We start from the raw sequence: 21,890 nt of genomic DNA on the forward strand, positions 1-21,890 counted from the left end.
TGCCGGGTGGTGTGGGAGGGGTGGAGCCTCATGGCTCCCCCCTATCCCGATTTTTCTGGGGTTCCTGTATGGGTTTTCTCTATGGGTTTCTTGAATGTGTTCCCTGAATCGGTCCCAGGAATGGCTTCCGGAAATATTTTGTCCGATTTCTGCCTAGGGCAGTGGCCGTCGTGTCAGCTCTCCGGCAATGGTCTCGATGTCTCCGCTGGCCGTTTTCAGGTTGATCGACCAGTTCAGCGGCTCTTCAGTGCTTGTGGAAGACCGGTGCGAAGGGTAGAGGCGCGGGTCGAGCCAGCCAAAACTGCCGGAGCGTGACAGCTCCACCCAGTCATTGCCGCGCTCACCCGCGTTCTCGTCTGATTGCCGTGCCGGTCTGTTCGGCAGCGCCTGCCAGTCGGGGCTGTTCGGGTTGGCCATCACCGACCTGCCAGTGAACCGGAGGAAGGGCTCGCCCCCGGTGCCCAGTACGGTCACAGGCTGGTTGCCCTGGTAGCGCATCAGGATGCCGGGCCTCGGTCCTTCAAGGATCATAGCCCGGAATCCGGGCAGCGCTGGCTGATGGGTGATGCGTGGCTCGATAATGTCCGGCGGCGCGCCGTCAACGGTGGGCGCGCCGTGGCCCTCTGCCAGTCCTGCGACCGACAGAGAGACCAGCCCGAACAGAACCCGTCGCACCATGCCGGTTTGGCCAGGTTCTGGTGTCATGGGTCTGCTCCCGTATCAGAGAATCTCGATGGTGGATTCGATGATGCCGTCTTCGGTGGTGGTATCGCCGGCCACCTGGGTCGGCGCCATGCATTCCAGATCCTGATTGACCACCGTTATGGGCGCCGAAACCGACGGTACCCGGCCCTCGGGGGTGTTCTTGCTTACGAACAACATGTACTCCCCGGCTGGCACCACGTTGTGGTTGTCCGGCATCTGCAGGGTCAGCGTGTTACCGGCGTTCTTTTCCAGAACCAGCTCAATGGCACGCTGGTCGCCGTCGATTACATGGGTCATCACGGTTCTGCGGATCAACAGGGCCCGGTCGATCTGGTCGGCCTGGTCAACCGTGATGTTGAAGCGATCGCCAACGGTCAGGTTGCGCGGTGCACGCTTGATTGCCGGCCGATCATCGCGCAAGGCGTAGGGCGGCGTGTAGATCTCGAAGCTCGGGTCCCGGCCGTCGTAGGGGGCCAGGCCGAAGTCCTGCAGATCAACAAAGGTCAGGTAGGCGGTGTTGATGGGGGAATGCCCGGCAATCATCACCCGGCCATCCTCCATGAGCACCGCCGTGTTGTGGTAGGTGCGAGGGCGATTGGCCATGGCCATTTCCGTCCAGGTACCGGTTTCCGGGTCGAAGCGTTCGGCGGTGCGTATCGGGCCTTCCAGACCCGGTGCCACCACGCCATCGCGGTTTCCGCCGCTGAACACCATCACACTGCCGTCCGCCATGAGTACGTTGGTGCCGTACCAGCGTGGCTGGTTCAGGGGGCCGGTCAGGCGCGATTCGTAGTCAATCTCGTCACCGTTGGTGGTAATGCGGTCGATCCGGCTCTGGTCGGTGGGCAGGTAACCGCCGGGGTTGGTCAGCAGGGCATAGCTGGGCACGCCTCCGGCGGTCAACAGCTCCACCTCATGGTATTCGCCGTTGGCGTCGGGCTTCAGTGGCAGCATGGTGGACGAGGTAGAACCCCGCATACCACCGGCAATGGCTGTTCTCAGCTCGTCCTCCGACACGCCGAGCTCGGCGCCGCTCTGGAGCAGATCCGTGGGTGATTCCAGAACATCTCCAAGCAGGGAGCCCAGCTGGTCAAGCGAAAGGTTAGTGAGGTTCAGGGTACTGCTCAGGTGACCGAGGCCGGCTTCATCCAGTCGCAGCGGCAGTCCGGCATAACCGATGTCTGTCCAGCTCTGGGTGCGGGGGTTGTAACTGGCCACAATATTCCACAGGGCCTGGTCGTAGCCCTGGCCAAACGGGTTGAAGGCCTGACCACCGGCGTTGTAGAGCACGTGGCCGTTCGGCAACAGGTGCATGCGCGGGTACAGCGGCAGGGACCGGTCGGCGGTGGCCGGGTTCTCTGTCCAGGTGCCGGCACAGGGGTTGTAGGTTTCGGTCTGTACCACATTGCGGCCGCTGTTCACGGGCTCGTCCGGGTAGACCGGTTTCAGCAGTTTGGTAACGCCGCTGGCAACGAAGACATTGCCGTTGCCGAGGGTAACCAGGGAGGGATACCAGCGACCGTAGGTCATGTCGCCACTCTGGCGCCAGGTGTTGGTGGTCTCGTCAAAAATCCGGGAATTCTTGATGCCCTCCAGTTCGGCAACGCCGAGCGGCAGGCCGTCGATTCCCGGCTCGGAATAGTAATCGGTGCCGCCGACCGCCATCACATCGCCGTTGGCCAGACCAACCACGTCGGAGCAGAACAGGGCGCCGTCATTCTTGCTGGTGTTGTCAGCGGTATCCAGCAGTCCGTCCAGCTCGGTTCCGCTGAGCAGGGTTTCGCTGTCATTGCCGTCCGGGTTGGCACCGGCATCCAGCGGTGATGGTTTGAGCCAGGACGGGTTGTCGTTGGCATCCAGCGCCAGCACCCGGGTCTGGTCGTTTACCGAGACTTCACCGAACTCAGCCACGATGGAGAGCTCCACGTTTTCGGTGCCCTCCAGGGCGTTCAGATAGAGCAGCCGGCCGTCCCTGAGCAGGGCCATGGTGCCGGCCGCCGGCTTGCACTCAACCGAGCCGTCTGCGCGGGTAAGGCACTTTTCATCCGTTTCCACGGTCTGTCCGTCAACAATGATGGTGGGTTCGGCGAACGGCTCGCTGAAAAAGCCCAGGGGCCGGTCGCCGGTCTGATCGGCCTGGGTGGTTGTATCGTCGGTGGAACTTCCGACAAGCCCTCCCAGCAGATCTGCGCTGGCTGGCGAGATCCCGGCGGAAACCAGCAGGAGTGAACCGGTGAACTGACAAAATCGATGGGAAAAACTGGACATGGAGTCCTCCTGATCTTGTTGTTGTTGAAGAGGGATGAAGCATCCCTTCAGCAGGAACGGATCAGGGGGCCTGAAAGTTTCAGGCTTTGTGAAAAAAAGTGAAATCAGAGCCCGAGGTCACCAAGCAGGGCGCTCAGTGTGGCCTTGCCTTTTTTCTGGTTGGCTTCGGCGTCCAGATCGCCCAGGCCTTCCCACTTCAGGTCGTCCTCCGGCAGTTCGTCCAGAAACCGGCTGGGGATGGTTTCCAGCTTCTCGCCGTACTGTTTGCGGGTGGCGGCATAGGTGAGCGTGAGGGTCTCCCGGGCCCGGGTGATGCCCACGTACATCAGTCGCCGTTCTTCCTCAATGTTGCCTTCCTCGATGCTGCTGCGGTGCGGCAGGATCTCTTCCTCAAGGCCCATGATAAAGACGTGGGGGAATTCCAGGCCTTTGGATGCGTGCAGGGTGAGCAGCTGCACCTTGTCGCTGTCGTCCTCTTCCTCCCGCTGCTCCATCATGTCCCGCAGGATGAGCTTGGTGATGGCATCCTCGATGCCAAGTTCATCGGCGGTGCCCTTGCCGTCATCCAGCATGCGCTGGATCGATTCCACCAGGTACCAGATGTTCTCCATCCGGCGCTCCGCCTGTTTCGGTGTCCCCGAGTGCTGGTGCAGCCACTCCTCGTATTCGATGTCGGTGAACAGCTGCTTGATGACCGGCACCGGATCTTCCCGGTGCAGCCGCTCGCAGGTGGCATCTACCCAGTGGGCAAACCGGCGCAGCCGGTCCAGGCCTTTCTCGGCCACATGGGTTTCCGCTCCCATGTCGCCCAGGGCCTTGAACAGGCTGACATTGCGGGCGCGGGCATAGTGGCTGAGCTGCTCAAGCGTGCGCGGGCCGATTTCGCGGCGCGGCACATTGACCACCCGCAGGAAGGCGGCGTCGTCGTCCGGGTTGATAAGCAGCCGAAGGTAAGACATCGCATCCTTGATCTCGTTCTTGGAGAAGAACGACTGGCCGCCGGAGATGCGGTAGGGAATCTGGTAGGCCTGCAGCTTCATCTCCAGCAGGCGCGCCTGGTGGTTGCCGCGGTAGAGCACCGCGAAATCCCGGAAGTCCAGGCCCTTCTTCAACTTTTGGTCGAGGATCTCGGTGGCCACGCGCTCGGTTTCGGCGTCTTCGTTGCGGCAGCGCACAATCCGGATTTCCTCACCAATGGTGTGGTCACTCCACAGCGCCTTCTCGAACACGTGCGGGTTGTTGGCGATCACGGTGTTGGCACTGCGCAGGATCCTGGCCGTCGACCGGTAATTCTGCTCCAGCTTGACGATCTTCAGGCTGGGGAAGTCCTCCTTGAGCTGGGCCAGGTTCTCTGGCCTTGCACCGCGCCAGGCGTAGATGGACTGGTCATCATCGCCCACCACGGTAAACGACGCCCGCTCAGCCACCAGCTGCTTCACCAGCTCGTACTGGCATACGTTGGTGTCCTGGTACTCGTCCACCAGCATGTAGCGGATTTTCCGGCGCCACTTGGCCAGCACGTCCGGGTGCGAGCGGAACAGCATCACCGGCAGCAGGATCAGATCGTCGAAATCCACCGCGTTGTACGCCTTCAGGTACTCGTTGTACTTCTTGTAGATGATGGCGATGCGCTGTTCGCGCTCATCGGCGGCCTTGCTCAGGGCCTCGGCGGGCCCGCGCATGGCGTTCTTCCAGGAGGAGATGGTCATCTGTATGTCGTTGAGCTCGTCGCCGGCCTCGGCGCTCGCTTCCCGGAGCATCAGGTCCTGCAGCAGGGCCTTGGCGTCTTCGGCGTCAAAGATCGAGAAACCGGGGTGGTAGCCCAGGTGAGCGTGCTCCTCCCGGATCATGTTCAGGCCGAGGTTGTGAAAGGTGGAGACAATCAGGCCGCGGGTCAGTTTGCGGTCGACAATCCGGCCCACGCGTTCCTTCATTTCCCGGGCGGCCTTGTTGGTAAAGGTTACCGCGGCAATGTGGCGCCCGGGTATGCCCAACTGCTCAATCAGATAGGCAATCTTGCGGGTGATCACGCTGGTTTTGCCGCTACCGGCCCCGGCGAGCACCAGCAGCGGACCGTCGGCGTAGCGAACTGCTTCACTTTGTCTGGGGTTGAGCTTGTTCACAAATAGTCGGCCAGGGTGGAACGAAATGGAGATCACGAGCGTCGGCTTATTCTACACCAGCCGGCGTTTCTGTACCTTGCGGAACTATCGACTATTATTGGAGAAACGGACTCGGTTGTTCATGCACAAATGGATCCTGCTTGATGACATTGCCACTGGAAACCATGAGGCCAGGACAGTTGCGCCTTCTGGTTCTGACTCCGGACTACGCTGATTTTCTCTGGCTGAATGCGCTTCTGGCGGGTGACGTCGAGGTCAACGCGGACGCAACCTGGTGTCCCGACCTCGTGGACTGTGACGATCTGATCCGCAACGCCAGCTTCGATGTCATTGTCTGGGATTGTACGTTCCACGGCGGCTCCGAGGCCGCCTTCCTGCAGTATCTGGCCGTGGCCAGCAATGAAAAGCCGGTGCTGGCCATCAGTGCCGAGCTTCCCGGCGGCCGGGCGCCTGAGCTTCTGGCCTCCGGCGCCGCCGACTACCTGAGCCGCCAGACCCTCGATCACTGGACCTTCCGGCGTGCCGTGAAATGCCTCTGGTACCGGGAGCAGCTGGCCGAATCGGCCCACGGTCAGTTGGGCCGGGAGGTGGCCACCGGCTTTATCAACCGGGATCTGTTCTTCGACCGGCTGCAGCAGGCCCTGTTGCGGGCCGAAAGGGCGGGGCACCGGCTGGCGTTGCTGCACCTGAACATCGACGACTTCCGCAGCATCAACGAATCCTTTGGCTACCAGAAAAGCGACCAGTTGATGATGAAACTGGCCGAGCGACTCCGGCAAGCGCTGCGCCGGGTCGATTCTCTGATGCGCATCGGCGGTGACGAGCTGGCCATCATCGTTGAGAAGGTGGAGGATTCGCTCGACATTACCCGGATCATCCGGAAAGTGGTTTCCGCGCTGGATGAACCCATTACGGTTGATGGACACACGGTGATGGTGAGTGCGAGCCTGGGGGTTGCCACTTATCCCGAAGCGGGCGATAACGCCGAAAACCTCATGCGGCGCGCCAACCGCGCGATGTTTGAGGCCAAGCGGGACCCGGGCACCAGTTACCGCTTCTACGACCGGCAGCTGCATATTTCCGCCGGCTACCAGCTCCGGCTCGAGGCTGATCTGCGAAATGCGCTCCGGGGCAAGGAGCTGGAAGTTTACTATCAGCCCCGGATTGACCTGGCCACTGAGGAGGTCCGGGGCGTGGAATGCCTGCTGCGCTGGAACCATCCGGAGCGGGGGCTGGTGGGGCCGGATGAGTTCATACCGGTGGCGGAGCGCAGCGGCCTGATCGTGCCCATCGGTTATTGGGTCATTGAGCAGGCGTGCAAGCGCCTGCAGGAATCCGCCGAGCTTGGCTTTCCTGGCCTGGTGTTCGCGGTCAACCTGTCGTTTCGCCAGTTCCATGACCGGAAAATGACCGAGACCATCTTCCGGATCATCTTCAATGCCAACGTCGATACCAGTCTGCTTGAGCTGGAACTGACCGAGAGTGCCATGATGCACGACCCGGATTATGCCCAGCGCTGCCTCCGGGAGCTTAACCAGCTTGGCATAAGCTTCGCGCTGGACGATTTCGGCACCGGTTTCTCCTCTCTCAGTAATCTGCAGCACCTGCCCATCTCGCTGGTAAAAATAGACAAGTCCTTTGTCCAGGATCTGGGGCAGTCGGCGGACGCCGAGCACATCATCCGGGCCATCATCAGTCTCGCCCACAGCCTGCAGATCAGCGTGGTGGCCGAAGGCGTGGAAACCGAAGGGCAACTGGAGTTCCTGCGCCAGCAGCACTGCGATGAAATTCAGGGTTATTACTACGCCCGTCCCATGCCCTGGACCGATCTTGTGCAATTCCTGAACAAGCGGGGCGAGGCCGCTTGCCTGCAACAGTAAGCCGCTGTACCTTTGCTGCTTTATTGGCAAAGCATCAAGAACAGAGGTTTCATGAACAGTATCTCCAGGCGCATCGCCGACGAACTCGGAATTCGCGAACAGCAGGTTAACGCCACCGTCGCGCTGCTGGATGAAGGCGCCACCGTTCCGTTCATCGCCCGGTACCGGAAAGAGATCACCGGCTCGCTGGACGACAGCCAGTTGCGGAACCTCGAAGAGCGCCTGCGCTACCTGCGGGAGCTGGACGATCGCCGTGCCACCATCCTCAAGAGTATTGAGGAGCAGGGCAAGCTGACCGACGAACTCAAGGCCAGCATCAACGAGGCCGACACCAAGAACCGTCTGGAAGACCTGTACCTGCCCTACAAGCCCAAGCGCCGCACCAAGGCCCAGATTGCCCGGGAAGCCGGCCTGGAGCCCCTGGCGGACGCACTCTACGACGACCCGACCCAGGATCCTGAAGCCACCGCCGAAGCCTATCTCAACAAGGAGGCCGGCGTGGACGACACCAAGGCCGCCCTGGATGGCGCCCGCTACATCCTGATGGAGCGTTTTGCGGAGGATGCCGAACTGCTGGGCAGCCTGCGGGATTTCATCTGGCAGGAAGGGCAACTCAAGGTTTCCGTAGTGGAAGGCAAGGAGAACGAGGGCGCCAAGTTCCGGGACTACTTCGACCACGTTGAACCCCTGAAAAAGGTGCCTTCGCACCGGGCCCTGGCCATCCTGCGGGGGCGTAATGAGGGTATCCTGGCCTACTCGATAGTGGTCGGTGATGTCGAAGATGACCGCCGGGCACCGCATCCGGCCGAGCAGCGCATCGCGGCCCGCTGGAATATCCGGGACAACGGTCGCGCCGCTGACAAATGGCTGTCAGAGGTGGTGCGCTGGACCTGGCGCGTGAAGCTCTCCACCCAGATTGAAACCGACCTGATGGCGCAGGTGCGCGAAGCGGCCGAGACCGAGGCTATCAATGTGTTTGCCGCCAACCTGAAGGATCTCCTGCTGCTGGCACCGGCGGGCCCGCGCCCCACCCTGGGCCTGGACCCGGGGTTGCGCACCGGCGTCAAGGTGGCGGTGATTGACGGCACCGGCCAGGTTCAGGGCCACGGCGCCATCTTCCCGCATGCGCCCCAGAACCAGTGGGACCGCTCCATCGAGCAACTGGCGGCCTGGTGCCGGGAGTACAAGATCGAGCTGGTGGCCATTGGTAACGGCACCGCCTCCCGGGAAACCGAGAAACTGGTGGCCGATCTGTGCAAGCGCTACCCGGAGCTGAAGCTGGCGCGGATTGTGGTCAGCGAGTCCGGCGCGTCGGTTTACTCCGCCTCAGAATTTGCCTCCCGGGAACTGCCGGACCTGGACGTGACCATCCGCGGCGCCGTCTCGATTGCCCGGCGGCTGCAGGATCCATTGGCTGAGCTGGTGAAAATCGAACCCAAGTCCATCGGGGTGGGGCAGTACCAGCACGATGTGTCCCAGGTGCAGCTGTCCCGCAGCCTGGATGCGGTGGTGGAAGACTGTGTAAACGGCGTGGGCGTGGACCTGAACACCGCCTCCGCGCCGCTGCTGGCGCGGGTGTCCGGCCTGAACCAGACCATCGCCCAGAACATCATCGAGTATCGCAACCAGAACGGCCTGTTCCGAAACCGCAAGCAACTGCTCAAGGTTACCCGTCTGGGCGACCGGACCTTCGAGCAGGCGGCGGGCTTTTTGCGCATTGCCGGTGGCGAGAACCCGCTGGACCGCTCCTCGGTGCACCCGGAGGCCTACGGCGTGGTGGAAGCGATCGCAAAGCGCAACAATCGCAAGGTGGACGATATTATTGGCGATTCCGCGTTCCTGCGTGGTCTGAATCCGCAGGATTACGTAACAGAACAGTTCGGTTTGCCAACCATCAAGGACATTATCTCGGAACTGGAGAAACCTGGCCGGGATCCGCGGCCGGAGTTCCGGTTCGCCAGTTTCGAGGAGGGTGTGGAAACCCTCAGCGACCTGAAGCCGGGCATGGTGCTGGAAGGTTCGGTCACCAACGTGACCAACTTCGGTGCCTTCGTGGACATCGGCGTTCACCAGGATGGGCTGGTGCATATCTCGGCTCTGTCCCACACGTTCGTGAAAGACCCGAGGGAAGTGGTCAAGGCGGGGGATATCGTCAAGGTAAAGGTCATGGACGTGGACATTCCCCGCAAGCGGATTGCCCTGAGTATGCGTATGGATGACCAGCCCGGCGAAAAGAACGAAGGCAAGCCGATGTCCGCCAACCGTGCCGGCGCCGGTCGCAAGGGCGGAGGCAGGAACGCTGGCAGCGCAGGAACGGGCCAGAAATCGCCCCAGGGTGCCATGGCCGGTGCTCTGGCCCAGGCACTGGCCTCGGCACGCAAGGACAGCCGTTAACGGGTTTACACTATTTTCATGGGCCGGTGGCTGGTCAATCCGCCACCCGCCGTAGCAGGAGTCAACCATGGCTGAATCCCGCCATTCCGTTTTTCGCCAGTTCGCGGCCAGCGACTGGGACGGGTTTCTCAAGGGTGTGGAAAAAGAGGGGCTGCGGGTGGACCGCAATGGCTTTATCGCCCAGACGCCCCACCCGGAGGCACTGGGTTCGGCACTGACCCACCCACGTATCACCACTGACTACTCGGAAGCTCTGCTCGAGCTGATCACTCCGGTGTTCGACAACACCCGGGCCATGCTGAAATCCCTGCGGGATATCCATGTGTTTGTGCAGCAGAACCTGGGCGATGAGGTGTTCTGGCCCGCGAGCATGCCCTGCGAGCTCAACGGTGACCCGAGCATTCCCATCGCCGAATACGGCAGCTCCAATATCGGTCGGCTCAAGCATGTGTACCGGCAGGGACTGGCGGTTCGTTACGGGCGCATGATGCAGAGCATTGCCGGCGCCCACTACAATGTCTCTTTCCCCGACCGTTTCTGGCAGAAATGGCAGGCCTTGCTGGGTAACGAGCAGAGTCTCAAGGATTTCAAATCCGACCAGTATTTCTGGCTGATCCGCAATTTCCGCCGGCGCAGCTGGCTGCTGATGCTGCTGTTTGGCGCCTCCCCGGCCCTGGACGCCAGCTTCGTGGACGGCGTCAGCCACGACCTTGAGCGGTTTGACGACCGCACCTGGTATGGTGAATACGCCACGTCCCTGCGCATGGGCGACCTCGGCTACCACAACAACGCCCAGGCCTCCCTGAACATCTGTTTTAACGAACTGAGCACTTACACCCAGACCCTGGATCGCGCCATCCACACCACCTGGCCGGCTTACGAGGCCATCGGCACCCGTCGGGGTGATGAGTTCATCCAGATCAACACCAGCGTGCTGCAGATCGAGAACGAGTACTACAGTGCGGTTCGCCCGAAGCGCACCACGCAGCGGGAAGAAAAGCCCATCCAGGCGCTGGAGGCTCGCGGCGTTGAATACATCGAAGTCCGATGCCTGGATCTGGACCCGTTCTCGCCGGTGGGCGTGAGCCAGGCGCAGATCGATTTCCTGGACCTGTTCCTGCTCGATTGCCTGCTGTCGGATTCGCCGCGCATTGGCGATGCCGAATGCGAACGTCTGGATGACAATTACAAGGACGTGGTGGCCAACGGTCGTTATCGGGAGTTGACCCTGTGCCGCGGCGGGCAGCGAACCCGGGTTACCGACGCTGCCACCGAGCTTCTCGGGCAGTTGGAGCCGCTGGCGGAGCTGCTGGACAGCTGGCAGGGTGGCAGCACCTACCGCGAGGCCCTGGCCGCTCAGCGCGGGGTGCTTGATGGCGATGCGAACGTGACGTCGGCCCGGGTTCTGGAGACCATGCGCTCATCGGGGCTGGGGCATCGGGACTGGGTCATGGAAATGGCGCTTCAGCACCAGAGCCAGCTGAAGCAGGAGGGCCTTGACCCCGAAACCCTGCAGGCTTTCGAGGCGATGACATCGTCGTCCCTGGAGGAGCAGCGCCAGATGGAGCAGGCAGACACCCTGCCTTTCGGTGACTTCCTGGCGCAGTATCTTCGCTCCTGATGCCTTCACCGTAACCGGGTCTCGGTCCGGTGTGGACCTGCCGCACAGAAAACGAACAAAGATTTGTCACCCCCTGGTCAGACTGTTAATTTCTGTAACACAAGGATCGGGGGGAAGTACCATGGCACGGGATATCAGACTTGGCTGGGACGTGGAGGCGCTGAACAAGGCCTACCGGCAGGGGTATATGGCCGCCTCCATGGGTATGGACAAAAGCCGTTGCCCCTACCGGGGCGAAGTGGTCATTGCCGCCTGGGAAGCGGGTTGGGACGATGCCGAACAGGCAGTGAGGGCCCAGACCGATCCTGGCGACGATCTGTTCTCCCGGATTGCCTGAGCCGGCTTTCGGTACCGGCCTATTTCTGCACCACGAATTCCGTAAACAGCACGCCGACGATCTGTTCGCCGGTCTGCTGTTCCTCCAGAACCGCGTTAATCCGGCGTGTTGCCTCCTCCCGCAGGGCCTGTTGCCCTTCCAGAGAAGTCAGCCGGTTAACATCGGTTTGCTCGCCGAACAGCATCACCAGTTCATGCCGCAGGCGTGGCATATGGGCCTCCACCGCCGGTCGGGTTGAGGTGCTGCCTGCTCTCAGACTCACCGCCGCTTTCAGGTAGGTAGGCTTATTGCCCGGCGTGCCCACGTGGGTTACGAAGGCGGGTTCCATGCCAATGTAATCGGTGACGCCTCCTTCTTCGACCGTTTCTTCTTCCGCGGCTTCCTCCTCCTGGGAAAACACCGGTGAGGACGCCATGGCGAACAGCATGAACAGGATCATCAGAACGAATTTTGGCTGGTGTGTCATAAGCTTGAAGTTGTTCGTGGTTTAGGGTTAAGTGGCAGATCAGATACAAACATCGCCGGTAATCCGGAGCATAACAGGACCGGCGCGGGGTTGCAGTTTCCATTAAAGATCAGGGGTATTCTTTTGACCAGCAGATGGGTTTTCGGTTTCATCTTCCTTCTGTGTGCGGCGTTGCTGGGTGTGGCCTTCTACATGGAGCATGTCATGGGCCTCGAGCCCTGCCCGCTGTGCTGGCTTCAGCGTTTTGGCTTCATGGGAGCCGGGCTGGTCAGCTTTCTCGCGCTGCTGCACGGTCCTACCGGGTTCGGTGTCCGGATCTACGGGCTGCTGCTGGTGATCACTGCCGGCGCCGGTCTGGGCGTCGCCGGTCGGCAGCTTTGGCTGCAGAGCCTGCCGGCGGACCAGGTGCCCGCCTGTGGGCCCTCTGTGGACTACATGCTGGAGGTTCTGCCCTGGTTCGAAGTGCTTTCCACGGCGCTTCGGGGCACCGGTGACTGCGCGGAAGTCGTCTGGCGTTTCCTGGGGCTGAGCATTCCCGGATGGACGGCGGTGTTTTTCACTCTGCTGGTGATCACAGGGCTGGTTCTGCTGTTTCGCCGGCAAAAACCCCGGGAATGGATCCGCGGCTGAAACGGTTGCGGTTGACCGCGACCATGGGGTAACTTGATCAAAACCTGAAGCAAGTCGAAACCGGGAAAAGCATCGCAACAGCGAGTGGAGAACAGGTGTCATGTTGGAGAATTGCCGGAATGCCAGGGAGCGTTGGGGTGGCGTCAGCGATCTGATCGATCGCTGGCTCAAGGAACGCCAGGAGCTGCTGGTCCAGTATTGTGAACTGTCCGGCGAGAATGACTTCTCACAGACAGAAGCGCTGAAAGAGAAGTTCGTGCGCCTCTGTGAGGTGCTGGTGGATTATGTCTCCACTGGACACTTCGAGATCTACGAACAACTGGTTCGTGAAGCCCGTGAGTTCAACGACGGGGGGCTGGAGCTGGCGGGTAAACTGTACCCCCGGATTCAGGAGACCACCGAGGTGGCGCTCAACTTCAACGATCGACTGGACGGCCGGGAACTCACTGAGGCGGAGGTCCGCGAACTGTTCAGCGAGTTGTCGAAGCTGGGTGAGACGCTTGAAAGCCGTTTCGAGATGGAAGATTTCCTGATTGAGCACCTGCACAACGCCCATGCCGGCAAGGTGGCGTCCGCCTGACCGGTTGCTGACACAAAAAACCCCGGTACAGCCTCGCTGACCGGGGTTTTTTCATGGCCGGGCGGTTGCCACCTGGCCCTGAAGGGTGCTTACTCTTCGGCGCCCGGATTGATATCCAGCAGCTCCACGTCGAAGACCAGGGTTTCGTTCGGTCCGATGGAGCGGTTGCCGCCCGGGCCATAGGCCAGGTCAGCGGGAATGTAGAGCTTGTAGCGGGCGCCTTCGCTCATCAGCTGAAGGCCTTCGGTCCAGCCCGGAATCACCTGGTTCAGTGCAAAGGTGACCGGCTCGCCCCGCTCGCGGGAGCTGTCGAAGACTTCTCCGGACAGCAATTCGCCGGTGTAATGCACCTCAACGGTATCGGTCTCGGAGGGCTTCTCGCCTTCGCCTGCTTCCAGAACCTCGTACTGGAGGCCAGACTCAGTGGTCTTCACGCCTTCGCGCTCTGCGTTCTCCGCCAGGAATGCCTCGCCGGCTTCCTTGTTTTTCTGGGCGAGTTCTTCCATCTGCTTGGCCTGTTCCTGCTGCATCTCCTGCTGGTAGGCCATCAGCGCCTGCTGGATTTCCTCACGGCTCATCCGCCGGACCTTGTCGTCGTCGGAATGGCCATGCTGGATACCCTGGAGGAACTGGTCCATCTGCAGTTCCGGAAGGTCATTGCTCATCCGCTCGCCCAGTACCAGGCCCATGCCGTAACTCACCTTCTGGTCGGTGGTGTCCAGCTTGGGTTGCTCGGGCGCTTCCGGTGGCGTGGAGCAGCCTGCCATCAGGCCGGTCACCGCCACTGCAAGGAGAATCTTCTTCATTGCATCTTCCTTATCTAACGTCGGTTTACGGGGCGGCGCCCCGTGAAGTGTTGATCAGAACGGAGAAGGTAACGGGTTCTGTGCCGAGATGCCACTGAACATGTGTTAACCAAGCCGACGTGTCGGTCTAGCTGCCGTTGCTGCCTGCGGATGGTGGCCCGAGGGAGAACGGAGCATTGTAGGGGGACCGCCAGTCGGTCTCGGGCTCGGGAGAGCGACTGGGCGGAAAGACCTTGTCGCGCCTCTCGATCGCCAGAGTGTTCCAGGGACCCTGCGCAGGTGGCTGATCGGCATAGTGCCAGTTGCCGTCCGTATCCTGCCACTTGAACACGATTTCCGGGCCATCGGTCGGGACGGGAGACGGCACCAGCCCCTCGAAGGCAGGTATCTCCGGTTGTTCCTCGCTTGCCACCGGTTTTGACAGTTGCCCGGGATCGCTGAGGCCGAAGAAAATCAGTAGCAGCAGTAAACCGAGGGCCGGAAACGAGAGCCGTATGAGCCATCTCATCATCATGGCTTGTGGTCTCCCATGGAAAGTTGGGCCAGAGCACCGGCCAGTGCATGGATCAGCGGCAGCGCGCGTTGTTCAACGCTTGAGCCTGGCGCCGCCGCCGCGAGATTGGTATGGATCAGTGTGTCGCTTCCCTGCATGTCAGCATGGTCCGGGTTGTCGGTCATGAGCGTTTTCCACGCCAGAGCCAGTTCAATCTGTTCGGCTTCCAGTTCCAGCGCGGCAAGGCCGGAGCGAAGCTTGTGATAGGGCGCCAGGTCGGTCGGCAGCGTTTTGCGGGCAGAGCGCAGAGCGCCGGTTACACGGCGCCGCCACTCTGTTACCGTAGCGTCCTCGGCGCCGGTGAAGGTCCTGCCTCGAACCGACAGCCAGGCAGCGCACAGAAGCCGGGTAACACTCCAACCCTGGGCCTGCAAGGCAAGGCAGCTGGCCTCAACCTTTGGCTGCTGCCAGAGCATCAGGGCAAACTGCCAGAGCGGATTGTCGGCCTCCAGGTCGACCGGTAGTTCCAGCGGCAGAGTCGATGGATCCGGGGCTGTCGCCGAGCTGCTCGACATAAGCGCTGAGCCTTACCTGATTACATACGTTGAAAAAGTTAAACCATGTTAACGATAACCGATCTCAGTTTACAACGTGGTGGCGTCTGGTTGCTAGAATCCGTCAATCTGACCATCCAGCCGGGCCAACGCGTTGCCATTGTGGGGGCCAATGGTGCCGGAAAATCCAGCCTGTTCCAGCTCTTGTTGGGCCAGCTCAGCGCCGAGCAGGGCAGTGCCTCGCTGCCTGGTGGCTGCCGGATCGCCCACATGGCGCAGGAGGTCGAAGCGTCGGGCCGTAGCGCCCGCGATTTCGTGCTGGATGGGGACATCGACCTGCGCCGGCTGGAGCGGGCGCTGGCTGCGGCCGAGTCCGCCGGTGACGACCATGCCATGGCCCGAATCCATGGCGAGCTGGATGTCCACGAAGCCTGGTCGGCAGGCCGGCGCGCCGAGGCCTTGCTGCGTGGTCTGGGTTTCTCGGATTCCGATGCTGATCGACCGGTATCGGCGTTTTCAGGTGGTTGGCGGATTCGGCTGAATCTGGCGCAGGCGCTCATGCGCCCTTCGGACCTGTTGCTGCTGGATGAGCCGACCAACCATCTGGATCTGGATGCCTGTCTCTGGCTGGAGAACTGGCTGCGCCGCTACACGGGAACACTGCTGTTCATCTCCCACGACCGGGATTTCATGGACCGGGTGGCCACTCATGTGGTGCATTTTGATCAGCGCAAGCTGGAGCTCTACACGGGTAACTACTCGGCCTTCGAGGGCCAGCGTAGTGAACGGCTTGCTCAACAGCAGGCCGGCTACGAGCGCCAGCAGGCCCGGATTGCGGAAATCCAGCGCTTTATCGACCGGTTCAAGGCCAAGGCCACCAAGGCCCGTCAGGCCCAGAGCCGGGTCAAGGCCCTCGAACGGATGGAGCGGATTGCGCCTGCCCACATCGATTCGCCGTTCAGTTTCGAGTTTCCGGTCGCCGAAAAGGTCTCCAATCCGCTGCTGTCGATTCGTAACGGCCGTGCCGGTCATGGTCATACCACCGTGCTTGATGGCATCAACCTGACGTTGTTGCCAGGCAGCCGCATTGGCCTGCTCGGACCCAACGGTGCGGGCAAGTCCACACTCATGGACGCCCTTCGGGGGCAGGCCACCCTGCTGGCCGGAGAACGAACCTGCGGCGAGCACCTGGCCATTGGTTATTTCGCCCAGCACCAGCTGGAATCCCTGGATCTGGACGCCAGTCCTTTCCTGCACCTGCAGCGTCTGACCCCGAAAGCCTCGGAACAGAGCATCCGCAACTTCCTGGGCGGGTTTGATTTCCACGGCGATGAAGCCCTGAGCCCGATCCGGTCGTTTTCCGGTGGCGAGAAGGCCCGGGTGGCCCTGGCGACCATAGCCTGGCAGCGTCCCAACCTGTTGTTACTGGACGAGCCTACCAACCATCTCGACCTGGAAATGCGCCAGGCCCTGACCATGGCGTTGCAGAATTTCGATGGGGCCATTGTCGTGGTCTCCCACGATCGCCACCTGCTGCGGAATACCGTTGACGAATTCTGGCTGGTGAACGAGGGCCGGGTGACGGAATACCAGGGCGACCTCGAAGATTATGAGCGCTGGCTGGCCGATCGGAGAAAGGATGAGACCGAGGCCCCCAGACGGACGTCTGCGGATAGCGCCGGCTCCAATGCCGTGGCGAGTGCCGGCCAGGCCGCCGGCGAAAATACGGCCGAGAGCGCCGAAGACCGCAAGGCCCGAAAGCGTGCGGAGGCGGCCCTGCGCCAGAAGCTGAGCCCGTATCGCAAACAGCAGGCGGCCCTGGAGGCGGAAATGGAAAAGCTGCAGAAAACCCTTGCCGGTCTGGAGGAAGCCCTGGCAGACACGTCTCTCTACGAAGACAGTGGCAAAGGGCGCCTGAAGGAGTTGCTGGCAGAGCAGGCGGCCGCCAATACCCGGCTGGAAGAAGCGGAAATGCAGTGGCTTGAGGTCAGCGAAACGGTGGAATCCATGGAGGCCGAGCTGGCCGGCTGACGCTGCCCGGGAGTGAGGGCCGGGTCAGCCCCCGTTCAGTTCCAGGGTAAAGTCCTGTTTGGCGAGGTAGTCGCGCTCGTTCTCCAGATCGGCCAGGGTCAGTGGGCGGTCGTCCAGCCAGCCATCGGGGAAGCTCAGGGCCAGGGCGTCCTGCTTGGCGGTCAGCGTGAATTCCGGTGGTGCCTCCAGGTTTCGGGGGTGCTGCAACAGCACCGCCAGGCGCACCAGAACGCACAGGTAGCGGAGTCTGGGAATGTCCTCGGGCTCGACGCCCTCGAAAATGGCCGGGCTGAATTTGCGCCGGTGGCCGCGCACCAGGGTCGCCAGGTCTTTCTGGAACTGCTGGGTAAAGCCGGGCAGGTCCGAGTAACGCAGCAGGTAGGCGCCGTGTTTGTGGTACTGGCTATGGGAAATGGTCAGCCCGATCTCGTGCAGCCGGCAGGCCCAGCGCAGCACTTCCTCGTCCGCCGGGGTGTTCAATCCCCAGTCGCGGGCCACCTGCCTCCAGGCCGCGATGGCTGTCTGTTCCACCGCGGCACCGTGTTCCTGGTCCACATGGTAGCGCTCCTGCAAGGCAGAGATCGTGCGCTCCCGAACGTCCTCGTGCTGAATCCGCCCGGCAATGTCGTACAGCAGGCCTTCTCGCAGTGCGCCGTCGGCAAAGGCCATCTCGGAGATGCCCAGGGACTGGAAGGCGCCCATCAGGATGGCGAAACCGGCGGGGAAAATGCTCTGGCGATCAGCTCGCACGCCCAGATCCCCCAGGCGCTCGGTCTTGCCCATGTCCACCAGTCGTTTGCGGAGTTCCTGCATGGCGGTGAGAGTGATGGTCCCGTCGGTAATCTTGAGATTCGCCAGCACACTGGCAATGGCCTTGATGGAACCGGAGGAGCCGACGGTGCTTTGCCAGCCAACGTTCCGGTAGTGCTGCCGGATGTTGAGCATTTCCTGCTCGGCGTGGGTCACGGCACGATCCATCTGCCGGCGGGTAATCTTGCCATCGGCGAAATAGCGGTTGCGGAACGACACGCAGCCCATGTGGAGGCTTTCCAGCTCCAGGGGTTCAAAGCGCTGGCCGATAATGAATTCCGTGCTCCCGCCACCAATATCGATGACCAGCCGGCGACCGGAGTCGTCCGAGAGGGTATGGGCCACGCCCAGGTAAATCAGTCGAGCCTCTTCGCGACCGGCAATGATCTCCACCGGGTAACCCAGTACTTCCTCGGCGCGGTTCATGAACTGGTGGGCGTTACGGGCCACTCTCAGGGCATTGGTGCCAACGATCTGCACCGCCTCCGGCGGCATGCCTTTGAGCCGTTGGGCGAACCGGCCCAGGCAGGCCAGTGCCCGTTCCTGGGCGTCTTCGGTCAGACGATTGTGCGGGTCGAGACCAGCGCCGAGCTGGACCTTTTCTCCCATTTTCTCGAGCGTGCGGATTTCACCATGCACCAGCCGGGCAACCACCATATGGAAACTGTTGGAGCCCATATCGATGGCCGCGAGCACCTCCGGCGGGGAAACGGCATTGTCGGCGGTGGATGCGGCCGTCACGTGGTCGAAATCCTTTTGAGGTGAACTTGCCCGGTACTATAAGCGAAATCCCTCAGGCCTGTCAGCAACCGGTGGTTGAGCGATTTGGCTGCCGCCGGGCGGTGTTACCCCGACTGAGAAGGATCTACTGCTTCACATCCGGTTGATCAATCGCGTAAAGTAATGGCTACCGTGATTTGGGTGAAAGCCGCCCGGACGTCCGGAACGGTTTTCAGCGACAGTCAACAGCACCTGCGCCGGTTTCAGCTCCATGGGAGCGGTCCGGTGAATTCCCAGAGGTGCACGAATCAGGAAAAGGTAATGAGCGGAAATATCGTAAATGTAACCGATGCGTCTTTTGAGCAGGACGTACTCCAGTCTGATGTTCCGGTACTGGTGGACTATTGGGCCGAGTGGTGTGGCCCCTGCAAAATGATTGCGCCGGTGCTTGAAGAGATTGCCGATGAATACGACGGCAAGCTGAAGGTGTGCAAGCTCAACATTGACGAAAACGAGCAGACTCCGCCGAAGTTCAACATCCGTGGCATTCCGACCCTGATGCTGTTCAAGAACGGCAATGTGGACGCCACCAAGGTCGGCGCGCTCTCCAAGTCCCAGCTGGCAGCCTTCCTCGACAGCAATCTCTGATTGTCGTCCGGCTGAAAAAAAACCGTCCCTGAACCGAGTTCACGGACGGTTTTTTTGTGCCTGTTTCCGGAGTGTCGGTGAGCTTGCGGGCGGGGGTTACTGCCAGCCCCGGGACCGGTCCAGGTCGGACTCCTTCTGCTCGACCCAGTGCTCGGAATCGCTGGTGATTTCCTTCTTCCAGAACGGGGCGGTGGTCTTCAGAGCGTCCATGATGAATTCGCAGGCGGCAAAGGCGTCGCCCCTGTGCGCGCTGCACACACCAACGAAGACGATCTGGTCGGCCAGGGCCAGGCGGCCCACCCGATGGATCACCCGGGCCTTGCGCACATCCCAGCGTTTGGAGGCCTGGTCAATCAGGCCCTGAATCACCTGTTCGGTCATGCCCGGGTAGTGCTCTAGAAACAGTCCCGTTACACCCTGCAGGTCGCCGCTGTCCCGCACCAGGCCGGTAAACGTGGCAATGGCGCCGGTACCAGCGCCGCTGTCGCGCAGGGCAAGGTATTCCGCGGCCGGGTCGAAGTCCTCACGCTGTACCGAAATCATCTCAACCTCCGGTGACCGGTGGAAAGAAGGCGAGCTCATCGCCGGCCTGGACCGCGGAACCCGGCTTGGCCATGGCCTGATTGATCGCAATCATCACCGGCTGATCGCCCTTTAGCTGGGCCCAGGGGCCGCCTTTGGCAGACAGCCTGGCGAGTATGTCACCGGCGGTCAGCCCGGGCTCGGCTTCTACAGTCAGGGTGTCCGTGTTCAACTCTTCCCGCAGGCGGGCAAAAAAGCGAACGTGAATTGTGTTGTCACTCATACTCAGCTCGTTAACTGGTCAGTTCAAAAGTTCCGAGAAGGAATAATAGGTTAACAGGTCACCCGGGGATACCTTGGTGTCTTCCGGCACCACCGCCAGGCCCTCTGCCCAGCAGGCCGAACTCATCACGCCGGAGCTCTGGTTGCTGAACGCAGCGAGGGAGAGTCCGGAATCCCCGGTCTCTTTTCTGGCTCTCACGAACTCCCGCCGGAAGGAAGGTGTATCGATGGAGAAGCCAGCGGCCACCCGCTCGCCGACCGGACTGGTCCTGAGTCGGCCCTGGCATTTACGGATATAGGGCATGCCCACCACCAGGAAGGTGACCAGCACGGAGACGGGATTGCCGGGCAGGCCCAGTACCGGCGTGCTGCCAATGCTGCCAAAAGCCAGGGGTTTGCCCGGCTTGATCGCCATCCGCCAGAGCGACAGGGTGCCGGACTCTTCCAGCACCGCCCTCACATGATCTTCTTCGCCCACGGATACCCCGCCGCTGGTGATGACCAGATCAGACGACTCGGCTACCCGCAGCAAGGTCTCCCGGGTAGCCTCTCGCTGGTCACGGAGTGTTTCCGTGAGCACCACCTGGCATCCGGCCTGGGTCAGCATTCCGATCAGGGTGTAGCGGTTGCTGTTGTAAATCTGCCCCGGTGCCAGCGCGGTGCCTGGATCGACCAGTTCATCACCTGTGGACAGCACCGCAACCTTCAGGCGCTCGAACACCGGAACCCGGGCAATGCCCATGGAGGCGAGCAGCCCCATTTCCTGCGGTCGGATCCGGGTGCCCGCGGCCAGGGCTCGTTCGCCTACGGTGAGGTCCTGGCCACGCCGGCGGATGTTCTGGCCTTCTGTGACCTCGGCGTGAACGACAATACCCGCTTCGGTTACCTCGACCCGCTCCTGCATAACCACGGAATCGGCCCCTGCGGGGATTTCCGAGCCGGTGAAAATGCGGGCAGCGGTCCCCGGCGCCAGCGGCCGGGTTGCCTCACCCGCCGGATAGCGGGCGGACACCGGTATCGCCTCGCCGCGCACGTCTGCCTGCCGAACAGCGTAGCCGTCGACGGCACTGTTGTCCGAGGGAGGCACATCGCACGGTACGGTCTGGTCTTCGGCCAGTATCCGGCCAAGGGCGTCGGCGAGGGCAACCGTTTCCACGCGACCCGGTGCCCTGGCCTGCGCCAGTATCTGCGCCAGGGCGTCATCCAGCGAGGCTAACTGAGGGTTCGACATCAATCTTGCACTCCGTCCTGTTTGCCTGGAATCAGCGTTCGGCACGCTGGCCAATAACCTCATCAAGGCGGTGCATCGGCTTGTCGGGTTTGCGCAACACCAAACCGGCAAAGTTGCAGGGGGTATGGCGGCTGTCCAGCTGGCTGCTGAGAATGCCATTCCAGCCAGTCCGGCAGGCGCCGGTCGAGCCGGGCAGGCAGAAAATCACCGTGTTGTTGGCCATGCCCGCGAATGCGCGGGACTGAACCGTAGAAGAGCCGATTTCCTGGGCCGACAGCCGGCGGAATTCCTCGCCAAAGCCCTCGACGGCTTTATCAAACAGCGGCATAAGGGCCTCGGGGGTGCTGTCCCTTTCCATCAGCCCGGTACCGCCGGTGATCACCACCACCTGCACGCCGGGGTCGGCAATCCAGCCGGCGATCAGTGCCCGCATCAGGTACACGTCGTCCGGCAGGATGCGACGCGCCACCAGCCGATGGCCCGCCTCAAGCACGCTGTCCTCGAGAAACTGTCCAGAGGTGTCCTGCTCCGGGCCGCGGGTGTCGGATACGGTCAACAGGGCAATATTAAGAGGGGTCAGCTGGCTGCTCGGTTCACTGCTCATGAAAGGCACTCCTGAATGGCGCTTTGGTTTCCAGAAACGTGGTTATACGCCAGTATCTCCATCCCGGGCTTTCAATGGAAGGGAGTAACCCATCAGGGGGAGGCCGGGCCCGCCGTGCGCAGGTCGGGACAAAATTGGCGTTAATTTGGCCAGCGCACTTGACATTCGCCAGTCAGGTGGTCGAT

General features: G+C 61.7%; 20 protein-coding genes. 8 read left to right on the plus strand and 12 right to left on the minus strand.

The features are described from left to right. Window positions 1-153: 153 nt before the first annotated feature. The 3 genes from ACFC20_RS13085 to rep all read right to left on the minus strand — a co-directional run bounded on the left by ACFC20_RS13085 (window position 154) and on the right by rep (window position 5,096). Window positions 154-705 (minus strand): hypothetical protein, encoded by a 552-nt coding sequence (locus ACFC20_RS13085; RefSeq protein WP_375193399.1) that lies wholly within the window; start codon window positions 703-705, stop codon window positions 154-156. 15 nt (window positions 706-720) lie between these two features. Further along, entirely contained in the window at window positions 721-2,973 is a 2,253-nt protein-coding gene (locus tag ACFC20_RS13090; RefSeq protein WP_375193400.1) for a galactose oxidase-like domain-containing protein, read from the minus strand. Window positions 2,974-3,077: 104 nt separating this feature from the next. After that, the gene (gene rep / locus ACFC20_RS13095) at window positions 3,078-5,096 is read right to left on the minus strand and encodes a DNA helicase Rep (RefSeq protein ID WP_375193401.1); all 2,019 of its coding nucleotides are present in this window, start codon (window positions 5,094-5,096) and stop codon (window positions 3,078-3,080) included. A gap of 143 nt (window positions 5,097-5,239) precedes the next feature. Here rep and ACFC20_RS13100 point away from each other — a divergent pair, with 143 nt between their 5' ends. The 4 genes from ACFC20_RS13100 (at window position 5,240) to rmf (ending at window position 11,328) form a co-directional block, all read left to right on the plus strand. Next, the gene (locus tag ACFC20_RS13100; protein ID WP_375193402.1) at window positions 5,240-6,976 is read left to right on the plus strand and encodes an EAL domain-containing protein; all 1,737 of its coding nucleotides are present in this window, start codon (window positions 5,240-5,242) and stop codon (window positions 6,974-6,976) included. 51 nt (window positions 6,977-7,027) lie between these two features. Then, window positions 7,028-9,370, plus strand: a complete 2,343-nt coding sequence (locus ACFC20_RS13105) for a Tex family protein (RefSeq protein ID WP_375193403.1) — start codon at window positions 7,028-7,030, stop codon at window positions 9,368-9,370. A 67-nt stretch (window positions 9,371-9,437) separates the two neighbouring features. Next, entirely contained in the window at window positions 9,438-10,991 is a 1,554-nt protein-coding gene (gshA, locus tag ACFC20_RS13110; protein WP_375193404.1) for a glutamate--cysteine ligase, read from the plus strand. A gap of 121 nt (window positions 10,992-11,112) precedes the next feature. Next, window positions 11,113-11,328: a ribosome modulation factor gene (gene rmf / locus ACFC20_RS13115; RefSeq protein WP_375193405.1), complete on the plus strand. Its 216-nt coding sequence runs from the start codon at window positions 11,113-11,115 to the stop codon at window positions 11,326-11,328. A 19-nt stretch (window positions 11,329-11,347) separates the two neighbouring features. Here the strand turns inward: rmf and ACFC20_RS13120 are convergent, their stop codons facing one another. Further along, window positions 11,348-11,794: a flagellar basal body-associated FliL family protein gene (locus tag ACFC20_RS13120; RefSeq protein ID WP_375193406.1), complete on the minus strand. Its 447-nt coding sequence runs from the start codon at window positions 11,792-11,794 to the stop codon at window positions 11,348-11,350. 123 nt (window positions 11,795-11,917) lie between these two features. On the opposite strand from ACFC20_RS13120, the gene ACFC20_RS13125 reads away from it, so the two are divergent. Both ACFC20_RS13125 and rsd read left to right on the plus strand, forming a co-directional pair. Further along, window positions 11,918-12,424 carry a disulfide bond formation protein B gene (locus ACFC20_RS13125; protein ID WP_375193407.1) on the plus strand — a complete coding sequence of 169 codons (507 nt, stop codon included), beginning with the start codon at window positions 11,918-11,920 and terminating at the stop codon, window positions 12,422-12,424. A gap of 100 nt (window positions 12,425-12,524) precedes the next feature. After that, window positions 12,525-13,004, plus strand: a complete 480-nt coding sequence (rsd, locus tag ACFC20_RS13130) for a sigma D regulator (RefSeq protein WP_091990262.1) — start codon at window positions 12,525-12,527, stop codon at window positions 13,002-13,004. Between the two features lie 89 nt (window positions 13,005-13,093). Here the strand turns inward: rsd and ACFC20_RS13135 are convergent, their stop codons facing one another. The 3 genes from ACFC20_RS13135 to ACFC20_RS13145 all read right to left on the minus strand — a co-directional run bounded on the left by ACFC20_RS13135 (window position 13,094) and on the right by ACFC20_RS13145 (window position 14,878). After that, on the minus strand, window positions 13,094-13,810 hold the full coding sequence (locus ACFC20_RS13135; RefSeq protein ID WP_375193408.1) for an FKBP-type peptidyl-prolyl cis-trans isomerase: 717 nt from the start codon (window positions 13,808-13,810) through the stop codon (window positions 13,094-13,096). 127 nt (window positions 13,811-13,937) lie between these two features. Next, window positions 13,938-14,324: a DUF4124 domain-containing protein gene (locus ACFC20_RS13140; RefSeq protein ID WP_375193409.1), complete on the minus strand. Its 387-nt coding sequence runs from the start codon at window positions 14,322-14,324 to the stop codon at window positions 13,938-13,940. Further along, a complete protein-coding gene (locus ACFC20_RS13145) occupies window positions 14,321-14,878 on the minus strand; it encodes a TIGR02444 family protein (RefSeq protein WP_375193410.1) in 558 nt (185 codons plus the stop codon). The genes ACFC20_RS13140 and ACFC20_RS13145 overlap by 4 nt, the downstream gene beginning before the upstream one ends. A 45-nt stretch (window positions 14,879-14,923) precedes the next feature. Between ACFC20_RS13145 and ACFC20_RS13150 the strand changes: the two genes are divergently transcribed. Further along, window positions 14,924-16,888, plus strand: a complete 1,965-nt coding sequence (locus ACFC20_RS13150; RefSeq protein ID WP_375193411.1) for an ATP-binding cassette domain-containing protein — start codon at window positions 14,924-14,926, stop codon at window positions 16,886-16,888. A 24-nt stretch (window positions 16,889-16,912) separates the two neighbouring features. On the opposite strand, the gene ppx is transcribed toward ACFC20_RS13150, so the two are convergent. After that, the gene (ppx, locus tag ACFC20_RS13155) at window positions 16,913-18,439 is read right to left on the minus strand and encodes an exopolyphosphatase (protein ID WP_375193412.1); all 1,527 of its coding nucleotides are present in this window, start codon (window positions 18,437-18,439) and stop codon (window positions 16,913-16,915) included. A 300-nt stretch (window positions 18,440-18,739) separates the two neighbouring features. Between ppx and trxA the strand changes: the two genes are divergently transcribed. Next, a complete protein-coding gene (gene trxA, locus ACFC20_RS13160; protein ID WP_008169901.1) occupies window positions 18,740-19,066 on the plus strand; it encodes a thioredoxin TrxA in 327 nt (108 codons plus the stop codon). Between the two features lie 96 nt (window positions 19,067-19,162). On the opposite strand, the gene ACFC20_RS13165 is transcribed toward trxA, so the two are convergent. Genes ACFC20_RS13165 through moaB form a run of 4 tightly spaced genes read right to left on the minus strand, consistent with a single transcriptional unit; the run spans window position 19,163 to window position 21,705 of the window. Next, entirely contained in the window at window positions 19,163-19,609 is a 447-nt protein-coding gene (locus tag ACFC20_RS13165) for a molybdenum cofactor biosynthesis protein MoaE (RefSeq protein ID WP_375193413.1), read from the minus strand. A gap of 1 nt (window position 19,610) precedes the next feature. After that, window positions 19,611-19,871 (minus strand): molybdopterin converting factor subunit 1, encoded by a 261-nt coding sequence (gene moaD / locus ACFC20_RS13170; protein ID WP_375193414.1) that lies wholly within the window; start codon window positions 19,869-19,871, stop codon window positions 19,611-19,613. A gap of 18 nt (window positions 19,872-19,889) precedes the next feature. Then, complete coding sequence (gene glp, locus ACFC20_RS13175) at window positions 19,890-21,101, minus strand: gephyrin-like molybdotransferase Glp (RefSeq protein ID WP_375193415.1); 1,212 nt, start codon at window positions 21,099-21,101, stop codon at window positions 19,890-19,892. 31 nt (window positions 21,102-21,132) lie between these two features. Beyond that, window positions 21,133-21,705 (minus strand): molybdenum cofactor biosynthesis protein B, encoded by a 573-nt coding sequence (gene moaB / locus ACFC20_RS13180; protein WP_375193416.1) that lies wholly within the window; start codon window positions 21,703-21,705, stop codon window positions 21,133-21,135. Between the last annotated feature and the right edge of the window lie 185 nt (window positions 21,706-21,890).

Origin of the sequence: Marinobacter sp., from assembly GCF_041984545.1 — a bacterium.
Taxonomy (GTDB): Bacteria; Pseudomonadota; Gammaproteobacteria; order Pseudomonadales; family Oleiphilaceae; genus Marinobacter.